This window comes from Thalassotalea loyana (assembly GCF_030161435.1).
GTDB classification, from domain to species: Bacteria; Pseudomonadota; Gammaproteobacteria; order Enterobacterales; family Alteromonadaceae; genus Thalassotalea_G; species Thalassotalea_G loyana.
In genome coordinates this window covers 303379-319708 of the sequence record NZ_BSSV01000001.1, presented here as the reverse complement: position 1 = coordinate 319708, position 16330 = coordinate 303379, and the positions used below count along the sequence as shown (strand labels likewise).

Here is a 16330-nt window from a genome sequence, read left to right as displayed (position 1 = left end):
TACAATTATTGGCTAGATACTTTGACGTTGAACTCTTCAATGTTAAGCCCGAAAAGGGATACGACCATTTCTTCATTAATATTGGAGCCGGGAAATTTTTTTTCAAAATTTCCGATGATGCTATCTAGGTGGCTAGCTAATATTTTTACTAAAAATATTTCCGAGTTTGGTGAGAGAGCAGACAGTGCTATCAAAGGATTGTCAAAGGATTCAGCTTTTATTTTTACTAGTAAATCGCTGTAACTGTCACAGCCGTAAAGACAAATAGATACCCCTTCTTGGGCCTGTCCAAGGGGAAGTGATAATTTTTTTGACAACCTCTTTGCCTGACGCTTTACATTGCTTATAAGCGCTTCTGATTCAAAAGACATACGCACACCAAAACATAACAACTAAGGTCCACAGCACCCAAGTCATTACATCTTCAATGTATGATTAATCTTTTAAACCCAGAGTAAATCCATTTCGTCCGCTTGTGTGGAAACTGGCTTCTCTGAAAAGCCACTGCAAAAAGCAGTGGCTATTGTCGCAATATTATAAGGAAATGTGAATTGTAGTTTGATGTCTACATATTCTTTTCAGTGAACTCAGCCAAGCTACTACGTTCTACCTCATCAAAAATCAGAACTGATCCTTTCTCATAATTTCTATATACATTAACAGCCGCACTTGCACCTGACGAAGCTGGTGTTACAAACTTATCGTCAATTTGGGCTAGGTTTCCCAATACTATTGTCCGACAATTTTTCCCACCACGGCTTAACATGCCTTTGATTTGCGCTCTAGTCATGTTTTGAGCTTCATCAATGATTAACACAGCATCGTCTATTGAACGGCCACGAAAGTAAGCCATGCTAGTAAATTCTATATTGGCTTTTTCAATCACATGCTCGACTGTTGCATGAATATTTGTTTCATGATTATCATCTGAATGCATCGAAATTAAGGCATCAGTAATACCTGCTAGAAGAGGCATTGATTTTTCGGTTAAATCCCCCGGTAGGAATCCCGGATCGTCATCCATAAAGTCTCTTGACCGCACCACAACAATTTTTTTGTACTTTTTCAACTCCAATACTTGATGCAGCGCCGAAGCAACTGCCAAAAAAGTTTTTCCGGAGCCAGCAGGGCCAAGGATGATATTTAAGTCATAGTAAGGGTCTGTTAATTGACTTAAAGCTACCGCCTGACGCTGGTTTTTAGGCAATATGCCCCATACTTTTTCTTGCTTACGCGGCAATAACTTTGTGTAAACCTCAGTATCAGTTACTTCTGAAATCCGGCCAATGTGTCCGGCTTCATCGTACCAATACATGTTTGGCTGAACTTCATCGTTGAACAAGCTTATTGGGAATGTATAAACCTCTCCTGACACTTTGAAATCTTTATCTGATTCAATTCGATCAAACAAATCTCCCTCAAATGCCTGCACTCCTGTATATAACAAATCTATATCTGCGATTTGATTATCAACGGATACATCTTCAGCCATAACACCAACAGTTCGAGCTTTTAGTCGCATATTAATGTCGCGGCTAACAATGGTAACGTCTTTATCTAACTCTTTCTGAAGATGTAGTGCATAGTTAATTATTCTGTTGTCAGCATCGCTACCAATCGTGTGCTTTAACTCTTTTGCCATGTCCAATTGAGTATCAATGCCAATGAACAACTTGCCTCTTTTAGCTGTTTCAGTAGAAGGCAGAGGAATTCCCGCTTCCATTTCTTCGGCGCTATGTCCATTAATAATGTCTTCAAGCATACGAATACATACACGAGCATCAGCACTTACCGATTTATTAGTTCTTTCTTTTAAATTATCTAATTCTTCTAGGACTGTTAGACAAATGTATACATCTTCACTGTAAGCGAGCAATGACTTTGGATCATGAACTAATGCCGATGTATCTAATACTCGCGGACTTCTGTTTTCATTTGGGTTCTTCATACTAGATTCCCTCATTTAATTCTTTTTCTTGATGATTCTGTTCACTTAAACATTCGTCATCACAATATTCATCAAACCCATCTTCACATGAGCTTTTGTCTGTTGCTTTCCTGAATCTTGCGATTCTTTCTTTTCTTTTTCTTTCTTCGTTCAAATACCAGTTAACTGAAAAGGTATCGAGTTGATTTCTATTTATTGTCATTTTAGATTTACCTTAGCTTTATTATTTTTGTTTGTGCCTTCTTGCAGGTTAAATCCGTTATTTATATTTATTGATTAATGGTTCTACCCTTTAAGTCACACGTAATGACATGTTAGAGAGATTAGATCTGAGCCTGTTATAAATACTCAATTTCTTCAGTAAGAATAAGGTCTGTAGATAGGTCTGCACAAATAGTGAAAAAAAGCTTGCAGTAATACCTGTTTTGCCACAACCTGCTGGACCTGTGAGAATCACTAAATCGATATTGGGATCAAGTAGAGCATCCATTGCCATACCTTGGTATATATTTTTAGGGCTAATACCCCAAGCATTTTTCCCCATTAAGCGTTCACGAGAGATATCTTGAATCGCGACGCGTTCATCATCCCACCCAGTGACTTTACCGGCAAAGTGTTCAGTTTCATCGACAATATACTCATTCATATAAGTACTTTTTAATAAGGATTTATCGACATAATGGGTCGTTGTTCTGCCTTCAGTTTCACTCTCACAGTCCTTAACGTATTGCCAAAAGTCCCCTTCAAATTGTTGGTAACCTTTTGTTAAAAATTGAATGTCATCAATGAGTTGGTCGGTACGATAATCTTCAACAAAATTGAGTCCTGCACCTTTTGCTTTGAGACGCATGTTAATGTCTTTTGTGACAAGCACGACCCTTTTACTCTCTTTGGTCGACTGTAAGTGCAGTGCAGCTGTAATAATGCGATTATCGTTTTCATTAAACGAGAGCTTGCTGCTGGTCATTGTGGATACTTGTGAACTGTCTTTATCAAGCGCGTAATCATTGAAAATCGCCAGCGTTCCTGTTGGCTCACCTTCACCTCCAACAGAAGCCAAGGAAACTCCTGCTACGATTTCTTCCGGCGTTGCATTGGCTAAGGTATCTTCAAGCGCTCTAATGGCGACTCTTGCATCTCGGCTAACGTCTTTCTTTCTGTCTTTTATCGAATCAAGTTCTTCAAGTACAGTCATTGGGATAACAACATCATGTTCTTTAAAGGAGAGAAACGCGAAAGGTTCGTGGAGTAAAATATTAGTGTCTAGTACGTAAATAATTTTGTTATCTGTCATAGCACATCCTTCTACATGAGAACGCTCAACAGATGGTAAAAAAAGAGTGGCAATTGTCCCATCTGTTAGCGAACGGACAAGTTACAAAGTCATTCATTAAAGGTGAATAACTTCATCTCCACTGTCGCACTAACCGATCAGCGATACAAGCAAAATTTAACGATTTAATATTAAATTTTATCTTGCTATCAAAGGCCATTGACTTGTCAAAAATCAGTGGCAAACTGGTTAATTAGTCTTCTCCTGTGCTAACCAGATTCTTCGTTAGTTTTGTCTCTCTGCCAATAATCCAAGTAAATCGTCATTAATAAGATATTTTTAATGATTACAACTATGATTAACGGTAATATAGCGCGCCATTTTTTGAGCAAGCTTTTAGGAGACTTAGGTTAATGTCATTTCAACTCGGCCAACGCTGGATCAGCGATAGCGAATCAGAACAAGGTTTAGGAACAGTTACAGCGGTTGAAAATCGCTTCGTTACGATTGTCTTTACCGCAACAGGCGATTCTCGCCAGTATGCCAAAGCTGATGCGCCCCTTACCCGAGTAATTTTCAATGAAGGTGACTTAATCCCAAGCCATGAAGGATGGCAATTAAAAGTTGAGCGTATTGAAGAGCAAAACTTATTGCTGACTTACCACGGTACCCGTGTTGATACCCAAGAACCAGCGAGCTTAAAAGAAGTGATGATCGATCACTTTATTAAATTTAATAAGCCGCATGACCGATTGCTCAACGGTCAAGTCGATCGACTCGATTGGTTTCAATTAAGAAAAAACTGTTTAAACAAACAATTTGACCAGCAGCAATCTGATTTATCGGGATTAATAGGTGGCCGAGTAAGCCTTATTCCTCACCAATTATATATTGCTGAAGAAGTTGGTAAGCGTTTTGCGCCACGTGTTTTACTGGCTGATGAAGTAGGCTTAGGTAAAACAATCGAAGCAGGGTTAATTATTCACCAACAGTTGGTGAGTGGACGCGCAAACCGCGTATTAGTGATTGTTCCTGAACCACTTATGCATCAATGGTTGGTAGAAATGCTTCGTCGTTTTAATCTTGCCTTTAGCATTTTTGATGAAGAACGTTGCGTTGAGTCTGGCGAAGAAAACCCGTTTAGTACAGAACAATTAGTGTTGGTGAATTTGGACTTTGTTTGCCAAAACCCACAATGGTATGAAGCAATTATTGCTGAAGAGTGGGATTTAATGGTCGTTGATGAAGCACATCATCTTAATTGGCAACCTGAAAAGCCAAGCTTAGAGTACCAGTGTATTGAACAACTATCACAAACTATCCCGGGCGTTTTACTCCTCACTGCAACGCCAGATCAACTTGGTCACGAGAGTCACTTTGCTCGTTTACGTCTATTAGACCCAGATAGATTCTTCAATTACGCAAAATTCGTTGAAGAAGAAAGTCACTATCAAGAGGTTGCGCAAAGTGCCAATAAGCTATTAAGTGAAGATGAGCTTTTTGCAGATGACATCAGCACGCTGTCTGCACTATTAAAAGAAAGTGATGTTTCAGATCAACTATTGCTAGCCAATAGCGACGGCGAAGAGCGCGTTGAAGCTCGCCAAGGCCTAGTTAAGCAACTACTTGACCGTCACGGTACTGGGCGTATCTTATTCAGGAATTCGCGTAATACCATCAAAGGCTTCCCAGAACGCAAGTTAATGCCAACGGCATTGACTATGCCAGACGACTACCAAGATAAAGTCGTTGAATACATTCAATCACATGATATTGAAACACTAAAGAATTCACCACAAAGCCAATGGTTAAATACACCAGAGCGCTTGTTTGAATTAGATCATCACGACTACCCATGGTATGACATTGATCCACGAGTTGATTACCTGATTGAGCTGTTAAAATCCCTAGGTAAAGAAAAAGTATTGGTCATTTGCGCTCATGCACAAACGGCAATTGATCTAGAAAATGCATTGCGTATTAAAGAAGGTATGCGCGCAGCAGTCTTCCACGAAGGCTTGTCAATTATCGAGCGAGACCGTGCGGCTGCTTACTTTGCTCAAGAAGAAGATTCGGCACAAGTATTGTTATGTTCTGAAATTGGTAGTGAAGGTCGTAACTTCCAATTCGCTCATCACTTAGTATTATTTGATTTACCATCGAACCCAGATTTACTTGAACAACGTATTGGTCGATTAGACCGTATCGGTCAAACACAAACGATTAAATTACATGTTCCATATTTTGAACAGTCGGCTCAAGCACTCTTATTTAACTGGTATCACCAAGGTTTAAATGCATTTGAGCACACTTGTGTAACAGGGCGCGCAGTCTACGAGCAATATGGTGAAACACTGGTTCATCTCGCACTGACTGCAAACTGGCAATCAGAGCAAGCCGATCAGTTAATTGCTGACAGCCACCAAAAACACCTTGAAATCAAAGCTGACTTAGAAGCTGGCCGCGATAAACTATTAGAACTTAACTCTTCAGGCCAAGGTCGAGCACAAGCACTTGTCGAATTAATCGAAGATCAAGATGATGATATTGAGTTACCAAGCTTTATGTTCAACGTTTTTGATGTCTTTAACATTCAACAGGATGACAAGGCAGACAATGCAATTGCCCTGCATCCGACTGAGCATATGTTAAACGCTAACTTCCCTAACCTACCGGAAGATGGCACCACGGTTACCTTTGATAGACAAACGGCTTTAGCGTGCGAAGATTACCAATTATTGACATGGGACCACCCAATGGTGCGCGGCTCAATGGATCTGATTCTTTCAGATGATATTGGCAATTCAAGCATTGGCATCCTGAAAAACCCAGCGATTCCAGCAGGTACTTTCTTCGTGGAATGTTTATTCACCGTAGAAGCTACTGCGCCAAGCCAATTGCAATTACCGCGTTACTTACCAACGACACCAATTCGTATTTTGGTTGATAAAAACGGTAATGATTTAGCAGAAAAAGTGCCGTCGAATGTTTTTGACAAGCAATTATCGCCAGTGAAAAAGCAAGTTGCATTGCAACTGGTTAAAGCACTTAAATCACAAGTTTCCCCATTGGTGACTGCCGCAGAAAATCACGCTGAAAAACAGGTAGGCGAGATTCAAGCCAAAGCACTTGAGCAAATGACTCAGTCATTAACCGAAGAGTACGAACGCTTGCACGCGTTGTCGAAAATCAACCCGAATGTTCGCGCTTCTGAATTGGCCTTTATTAAAGAGCAGCAAGCGCAACTTGCTCATTATATTGATCATGCGATGTTAAAGTTTGAAGCAATTCGCCTGATCGTAGCGGGCCAATAAAACTATGGTAGCCAATCCAGACTTTATTTATCGCCCACCAATGACGCCGTATCTTGATATTGTTTATCAAGATGACGATATTGTTGTGCTTAATAAAACCAGTGGTTTGTTGACAGTACCAGGGCGATTACCTGAGCATCAAGATTGTTTAGAGAACCGAGTAAAATCGGTTCTTCCTACGGCAACCATTGTTCATCGATTAGATATGGCAACGTCCGGTTTAGTGATTATGGCGCTAAATAAACCCGCGCACGTCCATATTCAACAACAGTTTGAAAAACGTAAAGTAAGTAAAAAATATCGCGCACGCGTTTACGGCAAACTAGAACACGACTCAGGAGAAATTAACTTACCACTGATTTGTGATTGGCCAAATCGACCAAAGCAAAAGGTATGTCATGAACATGGTAAACCGTCAACGACACAATATCAGGTCCTTGCGCGTGAAACAGAGACGACATTAGTTGAGCTAACGCCTATAACCGGTCGTTCACATCAATTACGCGTGCATATGCTATCTCTTGGCCACCCTATATTGGGTGACCGACTGTATGCTCATGATAAAGCGCTTGAGTTGAGTGAGCGATTGCAACTGCATGCCTTTACAATTGCGTTTCACCACCCAGTAACCAACGATAAAATTGCACTAAAAGCAGAATGTCCTTTCTAATAATGACGCTTTTCTATAAAGTTTTTGCTAAATAAACCGATTAAATAATCAAAGCACTTTTATTTGATACCTATGATGCTAACTAAACGTTTACCGACCATTTTAACTGACGGAAATACGCATAGCCTTTCCTTGTTATGTTTGCTGGTATTGCTTGTGTTGGCAAGTCATGCTCAAGCAGAGTCAGCTCCAGCGTCAAAAGCAACGGTCCCTAAACTTGTGCCTGCACCAGATTATTTCGCTCAGCAACAAAGTGATATCAAACATTATTTGACCGAGGTTTCCGAGGTGTTAGTGGGCACCCAAAGTTACGCGCTTCTCGAACGAAAAAGTAATACCCCAATCAATAAAGGTGTCGTTCTCTTATTACCCGACTGGCATGACTTTATTTCACCAAGCCAGCACATTGCTTATTTAGAAAAATCCTTCCCCGATTTAGGCTATTCAACCATCAGTATTCAACCGCCAGCTAAACCGGAGAATTACCCTTCAATAGCGCTGGATGAAGAAGCACAAACAACACAAAACAAAGCGCTTATTGATGACTATTTGCGTCAATTACAAGCGTTAATGACAAGTGTCATGGAGAAAGCACAAGCTCAACAAGGGGCTATTCTTATTGTAAGTGCTGGCAGTAACGCAGGCTTTTTAACACGCCTGTTTGCAGAACAAAAAATACCCGAGCCACAAGCATTAATTATGCTAAGTGCTCACCTTTTAACAGACGAAAATAATAAACTATTTGCTCAACAGCTCAGTGAAAATGAAATACCTACCTTAGACATGTATTTAAAGCATGATAACCAGCTAGTCGCACCGAATATTGCTCTTAGAAAGCAAGAAAGTACGCGCAATTTAAAGGTAGAATTTCGTCAACATAAGATTAATAACTTTGAAACAGGCTTCTATCCTGAAAAAGCGATGTTGGGAGCCATTACTGGCTGGCTAACCTCAATGGGGTGGTAGGTAATTTCGTTCTACTGGCCTTTTTCAATGCATCTTAGTGAAACATTTTCTTTTCTGTGAACCTTTCCATGGAGCTATTAAATGTGCTCCATTATCAAATCGTATGCGGCCTGTATTTCTTGTGCTTTTTGTTTCGCGACATCCATCATTTCAGGTGGTAATCCTTTAGCGACCAATTTGTCTGGATGATGTTGTGACATAAGTTTACGATGTGCTTTCTTAATCTCTTTCTTATCTGAGCCTTTTTTAACGCCAAGTAGTTTATAAGCATTAGCGAGCTGTTGTCTCGAGCTTGGTTGACGCGCGTTATCTCGATGTCCAGAGTGAAAATGAGCGCCAGCGCTTATCATATCAATTAAACGGTCGAGCTCTCTTGAGGATATCCCAAGCAAACTTGCTATTTGACCAAGCGCTTCTTTTTCTTCTGCGACTAACTTGCCGTCAGCGAGTGCAAGCTGTACTTGGATTTCCAAGAACATCAATATGAGATCGTGACGACTCTTACAGCTTTGCTTGAACTTCTCGATCCTCTGCTCTAAAGGAAACCCAGCAAGTTTTCCCTCCCTAAAAGCATCTTGAGCCTGTTGTCTTAATTCACCTTTTAAGCCAATTTTATCCATATATTGGCTAGCAAACTTTATTTCATGCTCGTTAACTCGACCTTTGGCTTTTGCTATATGCCCCATGACAGAAAACGTTGTATAAAGAAAAGCGGCTTGTGAATTTAACTCATCACTTGTTGAGTTAAACTGAAAGTTCAAATGGCGGCGTCGATCAAAACTATGACCAAGCCATAATCCTAGCAAGGCTCCAATGATGCTTTTCGATAACATAAAGCCAAAAAGAAACCCAAATACTTTGCCCCAAACTTTCATCTACTCTCAGTTTCCTTATTTCTCGATACTTTGTTCTATCTGTTGATTTAGCAGCGTTAATCTCTCAGGTGTGCCAACATCTGTCCAGTCTTGCACAATCACTTCCCCAGAAACTTGATCTAATCGACTTGCTGATTTCAATATAGGTCCTAAAGGTAAAGGTCCCTTTTCCGCTTTAAACTCTTTGAATAGCAACGGTGACAGTACAGCGATACCAGCATAGGTGTATGTTTGATCATCCTTACCTTGAGGTACGCCAACGTTGGTTTGTTTAAGCGTGAAATCGCCAGCTTTATTATGCAGTGGGTTATCAACCAAACATAAATGCGCGAGCTTATCACCCAAAGCAGGTAGTTTCTGGTAATCCAACAAACAAAAAACGTCACCATTGACCAAGATAAATGGGTCTTTACCTAACATCGGCAACGCTTTAATGATCCCTCCTGCTGTCTCAAGCGCCCCTATCTCTTCTTCGCTGTAGTGGATACTAACACCCCATTTTGCCCCATCAGCAAAGTATTCAACGATTTTTTCACCATACCATGCATGGTTGATAACAATATCGGTTACGCCTGCCTTTTTTAATTGCTCAATGTGATGCTCTAACATCGGCTTACCGGCGACCTCTAGCATAGGTTTAGGACAGCGCTCGGTTAGAGGCCTCATCCGTTCACCTTTGCCCGCCGCTAGAATCATTGCTTTCATCGAGTCATCTCCACAAGTTTTGGCTTAACAGAATACTCAACAAACTCACCTATCCATGACAGTTCAGAGTAGTGAGCACTTACCTCCACAATATAATCTAGCGTTAAAGGAATGTCTTTTAGATAACCAAACTTATTATCTCGAAGCGCGAGCCGCGCAAATATACCACTCGCCTTAATATGACGCTGCATGCCCATCAGATCGAACCAACGTTGCAAATTCACTCGCTCAACATCACCAACTAAGTGCGATGTTGTGTCTTGAGACCGCAGTTGTGAAAAATAATAATCAAGTAGCTCATCAACCACTTGTTTGTCGAGCTTTTTGTAACAATCACGAAGCAGTGAGACAATATCGTAGGTTAGCGCACCATGTACCGCATCTTGAAAATCGATTACCGCAATATCACCGTTAACAACCATCAAATTACGGCTATGATAATCTCGATGCATAAATACCTTTGGTTGCTGCGCCACATTGCGTGTAAGTACAGAAAAGCAATCAGATAAATTCTGTCGTTCTGTTTGAGTGAGTGAAATAGATAAATACTTCTCGACAAGCCACTCAACAAATATTGTTAACTCAGTTAAAACAAATTGATCATCATATTCAGGCAGTTCAACATTACACTTTGAACAATTAATTCCAGAAATTTTAACAAGTTCATCAATCGCTTTTTTATACCATGCAACCAAACTCTCTTGCTCGAGTACATCATAAAACTGACGATCTCCGAGGTCATCTAACAACATAAAACCTTGCTGCTCGTCGAAAGACAATACCTTAGGTACATTAACCCGATGATGGCTCAATACATTGGAAACACTCACAAAGCCAAGATTATTAGATAAATTCGGTGGTGCGTTAACGGCAATGACTGTTGTTCCCCCAGGAACCGTGACTCTGAAATACTGCCTAAACCCCGCGTCACCTGTTAGCCCATCTATTGAGATATGCTCACGTTGGAATGAATGACGGTAAATTTGGCTAAGTTGCTGAAGAAGCCATTGAATAAAATCTGAAGAAGGAGCGATTGCCACGAGTAATTAGTTCCTGCACTACAATATATTTTGTGTTATCAAACTGATAAAAATTGTTCTAAGATAAACGTTTAATCGAAAAAACTCGTGTTATAATGCAAAAATTATAACAATAACCCAAGATTTAATATTATTTCGGACATTAGATGCTCTGCCACCGTTTCCTAAAATGGGCGTTTAGCTGTGTGCTTTTCCCAAGTTTATCTCATGCAGCAAACACTACCGAAAAAACAGATGAATTAACATGCCCAATTCCGTCATATGCTCAAGTTGTTGATGCGGCGGATATGTTGCCTGAAGATTTCATTAAAATTAGTTCAGATAGCGCGTATATCGAAAAGAACCGTTTAGCCAAATTTGATGGTAACGTCATTATGAGCCAGAATGGGCAGTCGATAAAAGCAGAATCACTCGCATTTAATCGCGATACCTTAAGTCTTGATGCGTCGGGAAGCATTCATTTTCAAAGTGAGGGAGTGAATGTATTTGCCGAGCATTTGAACGCAGATAAACAAAATCAAAGTACAACATTAAGTAACGCTTCTTACCAACTCAGCGCAAACCCCGGACATGGTGGCGCTAGCATAATTTACGTAAATGCAGATGGCTCATTAAGTTTAGTCGACTCAACCTACACGACTTGCCTTGGTGAAGTGCCGGATTGGCAGATTTCTGCAGGCCAAATATATATCTCAGAAAAAGACAATGTAGGTGAAGTTTATAATGCTGTGGTAAGAGTGTTTGATGTGCCGGTGTTATACGTACCTTATTTCAACTTTCCTGTGACTAATCAACGAAAAACAGGCTTTTTATACCCTAAAATAGGCTCTTCAAGTAACGTTGGTTTTGAATTTGAGGCGCCGTTTTATTGGAATATTGCGCCAAATATGGACGCTACGTTTACCCCGCATTACATGTCTAAACGTGGCTTGTCACTCAATTCAGAGTTCAGATACCTACATGACCAACAGCGTGGGGCAATAAACTTTGAATATTTAAATAGGGATAAAGCGTTAACCGGCCAAGCTGGGAGAGAAGCTCGATATCTTGGCCGCGTGCAGCATTTTGGTACCTTTAGTGATAATTTTAGGGTTTATGTTGATTACACCACGATTAGTGATGATAACTACCTTGTTGATATCGGTAGTGAGCACTATAACTCGTCAGATGCTTACCTTTATCAAGTGGGCGAGCTTTCTTATTTCGCAGAAGAGTGGCAGCTAACAGCAAAAGTGCAAGATTTTGAAATTTTAGGTAATCACATTCAAAGCTATCAAACCTTGCCACAAATTGAATTTGATGGGGCTTTTGAGTTAAACAGTGTTGGTGGTGTATTTGAGTTATATTCAGAGATATCAAGATTTACCAACCGCGACAAATCATTACCCGAAGCGGACCGTTATCATGTTGAAGCTGGCATGACTTTTCCAATTGCGACACCGGCTTATTTCTTAAATTCAGAATTCAAGCTACTACAAACAAGCTATAAGCAAGATAATTTAACCCGAGACAGTCAACTCGAAGAATCAGTCAATCGAACCCTACCAAAAGCACGAATCCATGGTGGGATTAACTTTGACCGTGCCATGAGTAAACCCGGTTATACGCAGACCTTAGAGCCACAACTACAATATTTATACGTTGGCGAAGAAGATCAAAGTAATATCGGTATCTACGACTCAGCGCCACTACAAGATGACTATGATGGTTTATTTAGAGACCAACGTTACAGCGGTTTAGACCGCATAGCAGCAGCAAATCAATTGTCTTGGGGTTTAACGTCACGTATTTTAGATCCTAAATCCAATGAAGTATTCAGAGCGAGTGTTGGTCAAATCAACTATTTTGATTCAGACCAAACTATAGATGCCAATGGCTTGATTGTTGACGAAGAGACCTCGGCACTTGCTGCGGATATCTACTTCCAGTTGCACCGTAAGTGGCAATTCAGTGGCGATATTCAATATGATACGGATGCCAGTCAAACAAACAAAAGTCAGTTTAGTGTCGACTATCTACCAAGTAGAAAACATTCAATTCAATTGAACCATCGATACATTCGCAATGTCTCAACTCAAACATTGGAACAACTTTCGTTGCTTGGCACGACCAAAATTGGTCATGACTGGCAATTAGTCGGCCGCATTACTCAAGATTTAAGGGAAAACCGCAGCCTAGAAAGTTATTTAGGTGTGCAATATGAAAGCTGTTGTTGGGCTGTTAGGTTAGCCTACCACCGACATATAAACACCACGATTGACGATTCAGACTTTACTAACCAAGATCGCGATGAATTCGATAGCGGTTTCAGGTTAGAATTAGTAATAACTGGCCTAAGTGGAAATAAGTCATCGTCAACTGCCCTAGATATGTTAAATTCAAGTATCTTTGGCTATAAAAAACCGTATTTTCTTAAAAATTAACTAGAAAGAAATTTAATGAAAACTTTACTACCTCTAAAAAGCTTATTTGCAGTTGCACTTATCAGTATCAGTGCATTAAGCCCAACGAAGAGCTTCAGCGCAGAACAAGAGTTAGATCGTGTTGCTGCGATAGTCGACCAAGGTGTTGTGCTTGAATCTGAAGTTAAAGAACTCATCGCGAACATCAAAGCGCAGGCAAAACAGAATAACCAAACGTTGCCATCTGACAACGCTATTCGTATCCAAGTCATGGATAAATTAATTAACGAAAGTTTAATCCTTCAGTTAGGCGAGCGTATGGGTGTTCAAGTGAGTGATGCTCAACTTGACGACACAATCGCTAATCTTGCCCAATCAAATAACATGTCACTTGAACAATTTCGCCAAGTAATTCTCAACGATGGATTGAGTTACGAGCGCTACCGTGAAAGTGTTCGTAAAGAACTAATTATTGGTGAAGTGCGCCGTGCGAGTGTTCGTCGTCGTATTAATATCTCGGCGCAAGAAGTGAGCAACTTACTTGAGACGATGAAGGCACAAACAAGCCAAAACGAAGAATATAATATTGGTCATATCCTAATCGAGTTTCCGCCTGAGCCAACCCAAGCAGATTTAGATGCTGCAAAAGGTCGTGCGGAAAAAGTTATTGAGCTGTTAAACGAAGGCTCAGATTTTGGCCGAATTGCTATAGCGTCATCTGGTGATGCCAATGCACTAGACGGTGGTAGTTTAGGCTGGAAAACGATAAACGAGCTACCTACGTTATTTGCTGAAGTTATCGACGGTAAGAAAAAAGGTGATGTATTTGGTCCAATCCGAACAGGCCTTGGCTTCAGTATTGTAAAAATACTTGATGTACGTGGCCGAGAAGTTGTTGAAGTTGAAGAAGTTCAAGCGCGTCATATCTTAATTAAACCAACAATCATATTAAGTGAAGCAAAAGCTGAAGAAATGCTGCAAGGCTTTTTAGATCAAATCGCTGCTGGTGAGGCTGATTTTGCAGAATTAGCGAAGGAACATTCAGACGGTCCGACGTCGGTACGTGGCGGTGATTTAGGTTGGTCTGATCCAAATAAATATGATCCAGCGTTTAGAGATATGTTAGCTAGCTTAGAAATTGATGAGTACAGTAAACCATTTCGTTCATCGTTCGGATGGCATATCACCCAATTGACGGGTCGAAGAATGTTAGATGCAACTGCACAAATCAATGAAAATAAAGCATACCAATTAATTTATAACCGTAAATTCGGTATGGAAAGCGCTCGTTGGATTAAAGAAACACGCGACGAAGCCTTTATTGAAATTTTTGATCAGGATTTATAAATGAGTCAAAGAATTGCAATTACGCCAGGTGAACCGGCGGGTATCGGCCCAGATTTAGTTGTTAATATTGCGCAACAAGCATGGCCGGTTCAACTAGTCGTAGTTGCTTCAAAACAGTTGTTGGTAGAACGAGCAGCGTTAATGAACCTACCAATAAACATGGTTGATTATGATCCAGATGATAATCAACCAACGCCAGTTGGCACAATTACTGTCCTTGATGTGCCATTAGGTGATACATGTCAAGCTGGTGAACTCAATCCAAATAATGGTCATTACGTCGTTGAAACACTTCGCATAGCGAGTGAAAAGAATATGTCAGGCGAGTTTGCGGCGGTTGTAACCGGTCCTGTTCATAAAGGCCTGATCAACAAGGCAGGTATAGCTTTTAGTGGTCATACAGAATACTTTGCCATGCAAGCCAACTGCACGGATGTTGTTATGATGCTCGCTACTGAAGGATTAAGAGTGGCATTAGTGACAACGCACATTCCACTGGCATATGTTTCAAAAGCTATTACCCCAGAACGACTCAGCAAAGTCACACGCATTTTACATCATGATCTTCAAACTAAATTTGGCATCGCCGAGCCTAAGATTTATGCATGTGGCATAAATCCGCATGCGGGTGAAGACGGTCATTTAGGCAAAGAAGAAATTGAAGTGATGAACCCTACCTTCGATTGCTTACGCGCTGAAGGAATTAATGTTATTGGTCCGTTGCCTGCGGACACTATTTTCCAAGAAAAATACCTCTGTGAAGCTGACGCTATCTTATCGATGTATCACGACCAAGGTCTACCTGTGTTAAAATACAAAGGATTTGGTCAGTCAGTAAACATTACCCTAGGATTACCGTTTATCAGAACCTCTGTTGATCACGGTACTGCATTAGATTTGGCTGGCACTAATCAAGCAGACAAGGGTAGCTTTATCGAAGCTATCAATAGCGCCATTTTATTAAGTCAAAATAAATCATGAGTAAAAATAGTCATTTAGGTCATCAGGCCAAAAAACGCTTTGGTCAGAACTTTCTCCACAACGATGCCATCATTTCACGCATTGTTGACGCAATCAATCCTGAACCAGGTGAAAATTTAGTTGAAATTGGCCCAGGATTAGGTGCTTTAACAGAACCTGTTGTTGACCGCGCCGGTCATTTAAGTGTTGTTGAATTAGATAGAGATTTAGCAGAGCGCTTGCGTCACCACCCTTTTCTAGCACCTAAACTAACCATCCATGAAATAGATGCACTGAAATTTGATTTTAGCAAGCTGGCAAGTGACGACAATCCACTACGAATCTTTGGTAACCTACCTTACAACATTTCTACGCCGTTGATCTTTCACTTACTCAGCTTCAAAGATAGCGTAAAGGATATGCACTTTATGCTACAAAAAGAAGTAGTTGACCGTATGGCAGCAGCACCAAATACGAAAGCTTATGGTCGCTTATCGATCATGACCCAGTATCAATGCCAAGTCATGCCTGTGATGGAAATTGGTCCAGAAGCCTTTAAACCTGCACCAAAAGTTGACTCAGCAATTGTTCGACTGATTCCACATCAGGTGATAAATAATCCTGTGGATAGCTTAGAAGATTTGAATCATGTTTGTTTGACCGCTTTTAATCAACGTCGAAAAACAATTCGGAATAGCTTTAAGAAACTACTCGATGAGCAAACACTCATTGACAACAATATTGACCCGACACTAAGACCTGAAAATCTGACGATCGATCAATACATCACCCTTGCTAATATTGTGACACAACAAAAACAAGCTTAATCA

The 16330-nt window shown here is 40.5% G+C and carries 13 protein-coding genes and 1 pseudogene; 7 read left to right on the top strand and 7 right to left on the bottom strand.

Going from position 1 to position 16330, the window contains the following annotated elements:
- Window positions 1–5: 5 nt before the first annotated feature.
- The 4 genes and pseudogenes from QQK05_RS01415 to QQK05_RS01400 form a co-directional block, all read right to left on the bottom strand.
- Window positions 6–371 carry a hypothetical protein gene (locus tag QQK05_RS01415; protein ID WP_138522007.1) on the bottom strand — a complete coding sequence of 122 codons (366 nt, stop codon included), beginning with the start codon at window positions 369–371 and terminating at the stop codon, window positions 6–8.
- A 194-nt stretch (window positions 372–565) separates the two neighbouring features.
- Window positions 566–1948, bottom strand: a complete 1383-nt coding sequence (locus QQK05_RS01410) for a PhoH family protein (protein ID WP_138522005.1) — start codon at window positions 1946–1948, stop codon at window positions 566–568.
- A 1-nt stretch (window position 1949) separates the two neighbouring features.
- The gene (locus tag QQK05_RS01405; protein ID WP_138522003.1) at window positions 1950–2150 is read right to left on the bottom strand and encodes a hypothetical protein; all 201 of its coding nucleotides are present in this window, start codon (window positions 2148–2150) and stop codon (window positions 1950–1952) included.
- Between the two features lie 219 nt (window positions 2151–2369).
- Window positions 2370–3242 (bottom strand): annotated as a pseudogene (locus QQK05_RS01400) (PIN domain-containing protein); the annotation flags it as partial.
- A gap of 392 nt (window positions 3243–3634) precedes the next feature.
- On the opposite strand from QQK05_RS01400, the gene rapA reads away from it, so the two are divergent.
- The 3 genes from rapA to QQK05_RS01385 all read left to right on the top strand — a co-directional run bounded on the left by rapA (window position 3635) and on the right by QQK05_RS01385 (window position 8171).
- Complete coding sequence (gene rapA, locus QQK05_RS01395; protein WP_284295582.1) at window positions 3635–6535, top strand: RNA polymerase-associated protein RapA; 2901 nt, start codon at window positions 3635–3637, stop codon at window positions 6533–6535.
- 4 nt (window positions 6536–6539) lie between these two features.
- Window positions 6540–7205, top strand: a complete 666-nt coding sequence (locus QQK05_RS01390; RefSeq protein ID WP_284295581.1) for an RluA family pseudouridine synthase — start codon at window positions 6540–6542, stop codon at window positions 7203–7205.
- Window positions 7206–7277: 72 nt separating this feature from the next.
- Window positions 7278–8171, top strand: a complete 894-nt coding sequence (locus tag QQK05_RS01385; protein ID WP_284295580.1) for a DUF3530 family protein — start codon at window positions 7278–7280, stop codon at window positions 8169–8171.
- A gap of 77 nt (window positions 8172–8248) precedes the next feature.
- Here the strand turns inward: QQK05_RS01385 and djlA are convergent, their stop codons facing one another.
- Genes djlA through QQK05_RS01370 form a run of 3 tightly spaced genes read right to left on the bottom strand, consistent with a single transcriptional unit; the run spans window position 8249 to window position 10791 of the window.
- Complete coding sequence (gene djlA, locus QQK05_RS01380; RefSeq protein ID WP_284295579.1) at window positions 8249–9046, bottom strand: co-chaperone DjlA; 798 nt, start codon at window positions 9044–9046, stop codon at window positions 8249–8251.
- A 15-nt stretch (window positions 9047–9061) separates the two neighbouring features.
- Window positions 9062–9751 (bottom strand): N-acetylmuramate alpha-1-phosphate uridylyltransferase MurU, encoded by a 690-nt coding sequence (murU, locus tag QQK05_RS01375; RefSeq protein WP_284295578.1) that lies wholly within the window; start codon window positions 9749–9751, stop codon window positions 9062–9064.
- Window positions 9748–10791 carry an aminoglycoside phosphotransferase family protein gene (locus QQK05_RS01370; RefSeq protein WP_284295577.1) on the bottom strand — a complete coding sequence of 348 codons (1044 nt, stop codon included), beginning with the start codon at window positions 10789–10791 and terminating at the stop codon, window positions 9748–9750. Before QQK05_RS01370 ends, murU begins: the two co-directional genes overlap by 4 nt.
- A 146-nt stretch (window positions 10792–10937) precedes the next feature.
- Here QQK05_RS01370 and lptD point away from each other — a divergent pair, with 146 nt between their 5' ends.
- From lptD to rsmA, 4 genes are read left to right on the top strand one after another with little or no spacing between them, the layout of a single operon-like run.
- Window positions 10938–13214, top strand: a complete 2277-nt coding sequence (lptD, locus tag QQK05_RS01365; protein WP_284295576.1) for an LPS assembly protein LptD — start codon at window positions 10938–10940, stop codon at window positions 13212–13214.
- Between the two features lie 15 nt (window positions 13215–13229).
- Entirely contained in the window at window positions 13230–14540 is a 1311-nt protein-coding gene (surA, locus tag QQK05_RS01360; RefSeq protein ID WP_284295574.1) for a peptidylprolyl isomerase SurA, read from the top strand.
- Window positions 14541–15521 carry a 4-hydroxythreonine-4-phosphate dehydrogenase PdxA gene (pdxA, locus tag QQK05_RS01355; protein WP_284295573.1) on the top strand — a complete coding sequence of 327 codons (981 nt, stop codon included), beginning with the start codon at window positions 14541–14543 and terminating at the stop codon, window positions 15519–15521.
- Entirely contained in the window at window positions 15518–16327 is an 810-nt protein-coding gene (gene rsmA / locus QQK05_RS01350; protein ID WP_284295572.1) for a 16S rRNA (adenine(1518)-N(6)/adenine(1519)-N(6))-dimethyltransferase RsmA, read from the top strand. The genes pdxA and rsmA overlap by 4 nt, the downstream gene beginning before the upstream one ends.
- Window positions 16328–16330 lie beyond the last annotated feature (3 nt).

What these genes read in the sequence shown, in the direction of transcription:
- rsmA (WP_284295572.1), top strand. Translation starts at nt 15,518, where the DNA reads ATGAGTAAAAATAGTCATTTAGGTCATCAGGCCAAAAAACGCTTTGGT.
- QQK05_RS01405 (WP_138522003.1), bottom strand. Translation starts at nt 2,150, where the DNA reads ATGACAATAAATAGAAATCAACTCGATACCTTTTCAGTTAACTGGTAT.
- rapA (WP_284295582.1), top strand. Translation starts at nt 3,635, where the DNA reads ATGTCATTTCAACTCGGCCAACGCTGGATCAGCGATAGCGAATCAGAA.
- surA (WP_284295574.1), top strand. Translation starts at nt 13,230, where the DNA reads ATGAAAACTTTACTACCTCTAAAAAGCTTATTTGCAGTTGCACTTATC.
- murU (WP_284295578.1), bottom strand. Translation starts at nt 9,751, where the DNA reads ATGAAAGCAATGATTCTAGCGGCGGGCAAAGGTGAACGGATGAGGCCT.
- QQK05_RS01390 (WP_284295581.1), top strand. Translation starts at nt 6,540, where the DNA reads ATGGTAGCCAATCCAGACTTTATTTATCGCCCACCAATGACGCCGTAT.
- djlA (WP_284295579.1), bottom strand. Translation starts at nt 9,046, where the DNA reads ATGAAAGTTTGGGGCAAAGTATTTGGGTTTCTTTTTGGCTTTATGTTA.
- lptD (WP_284295576.1), top strand. Translation starts at nt 10,938, where the DNA reads ATGCTCTGCCACCGTTTCCTAAAATGGGCGTTTAGCTGTGTGCTTTTC.
- QQK05_RS01410 (WP_138522005.1), bottom strand. Translation starts at nt 1,948, where the DNA reads ATGAAGAACCCAAATGAAAACAGAAGTCCGCGAGTATTAGATACATCG.
- pdxA (WP_284295573.1), top strand. Translation starts at nt 14,541, where the DNA reads ATGAGTCAAAGAATTGCAATTACGCCAGGTGAACCGGCGGGTATCGGC.
- QQK05_RS01385 (WP_284295580.1), top strand. Translation starts at nt 7,278, where the DNA reads ATGATGCTAACTAAACGTTTACCGACCATTTTAACTGACGGAAATACG.
- QQK05_RS01415 (WP_138522007.1), bottom strand. Translation starts at nt 371, where the DNA reads ATGTCTTTTGAATCAGAAGCGCTTATAAGCAATGTAAAGCGTCAGGCA.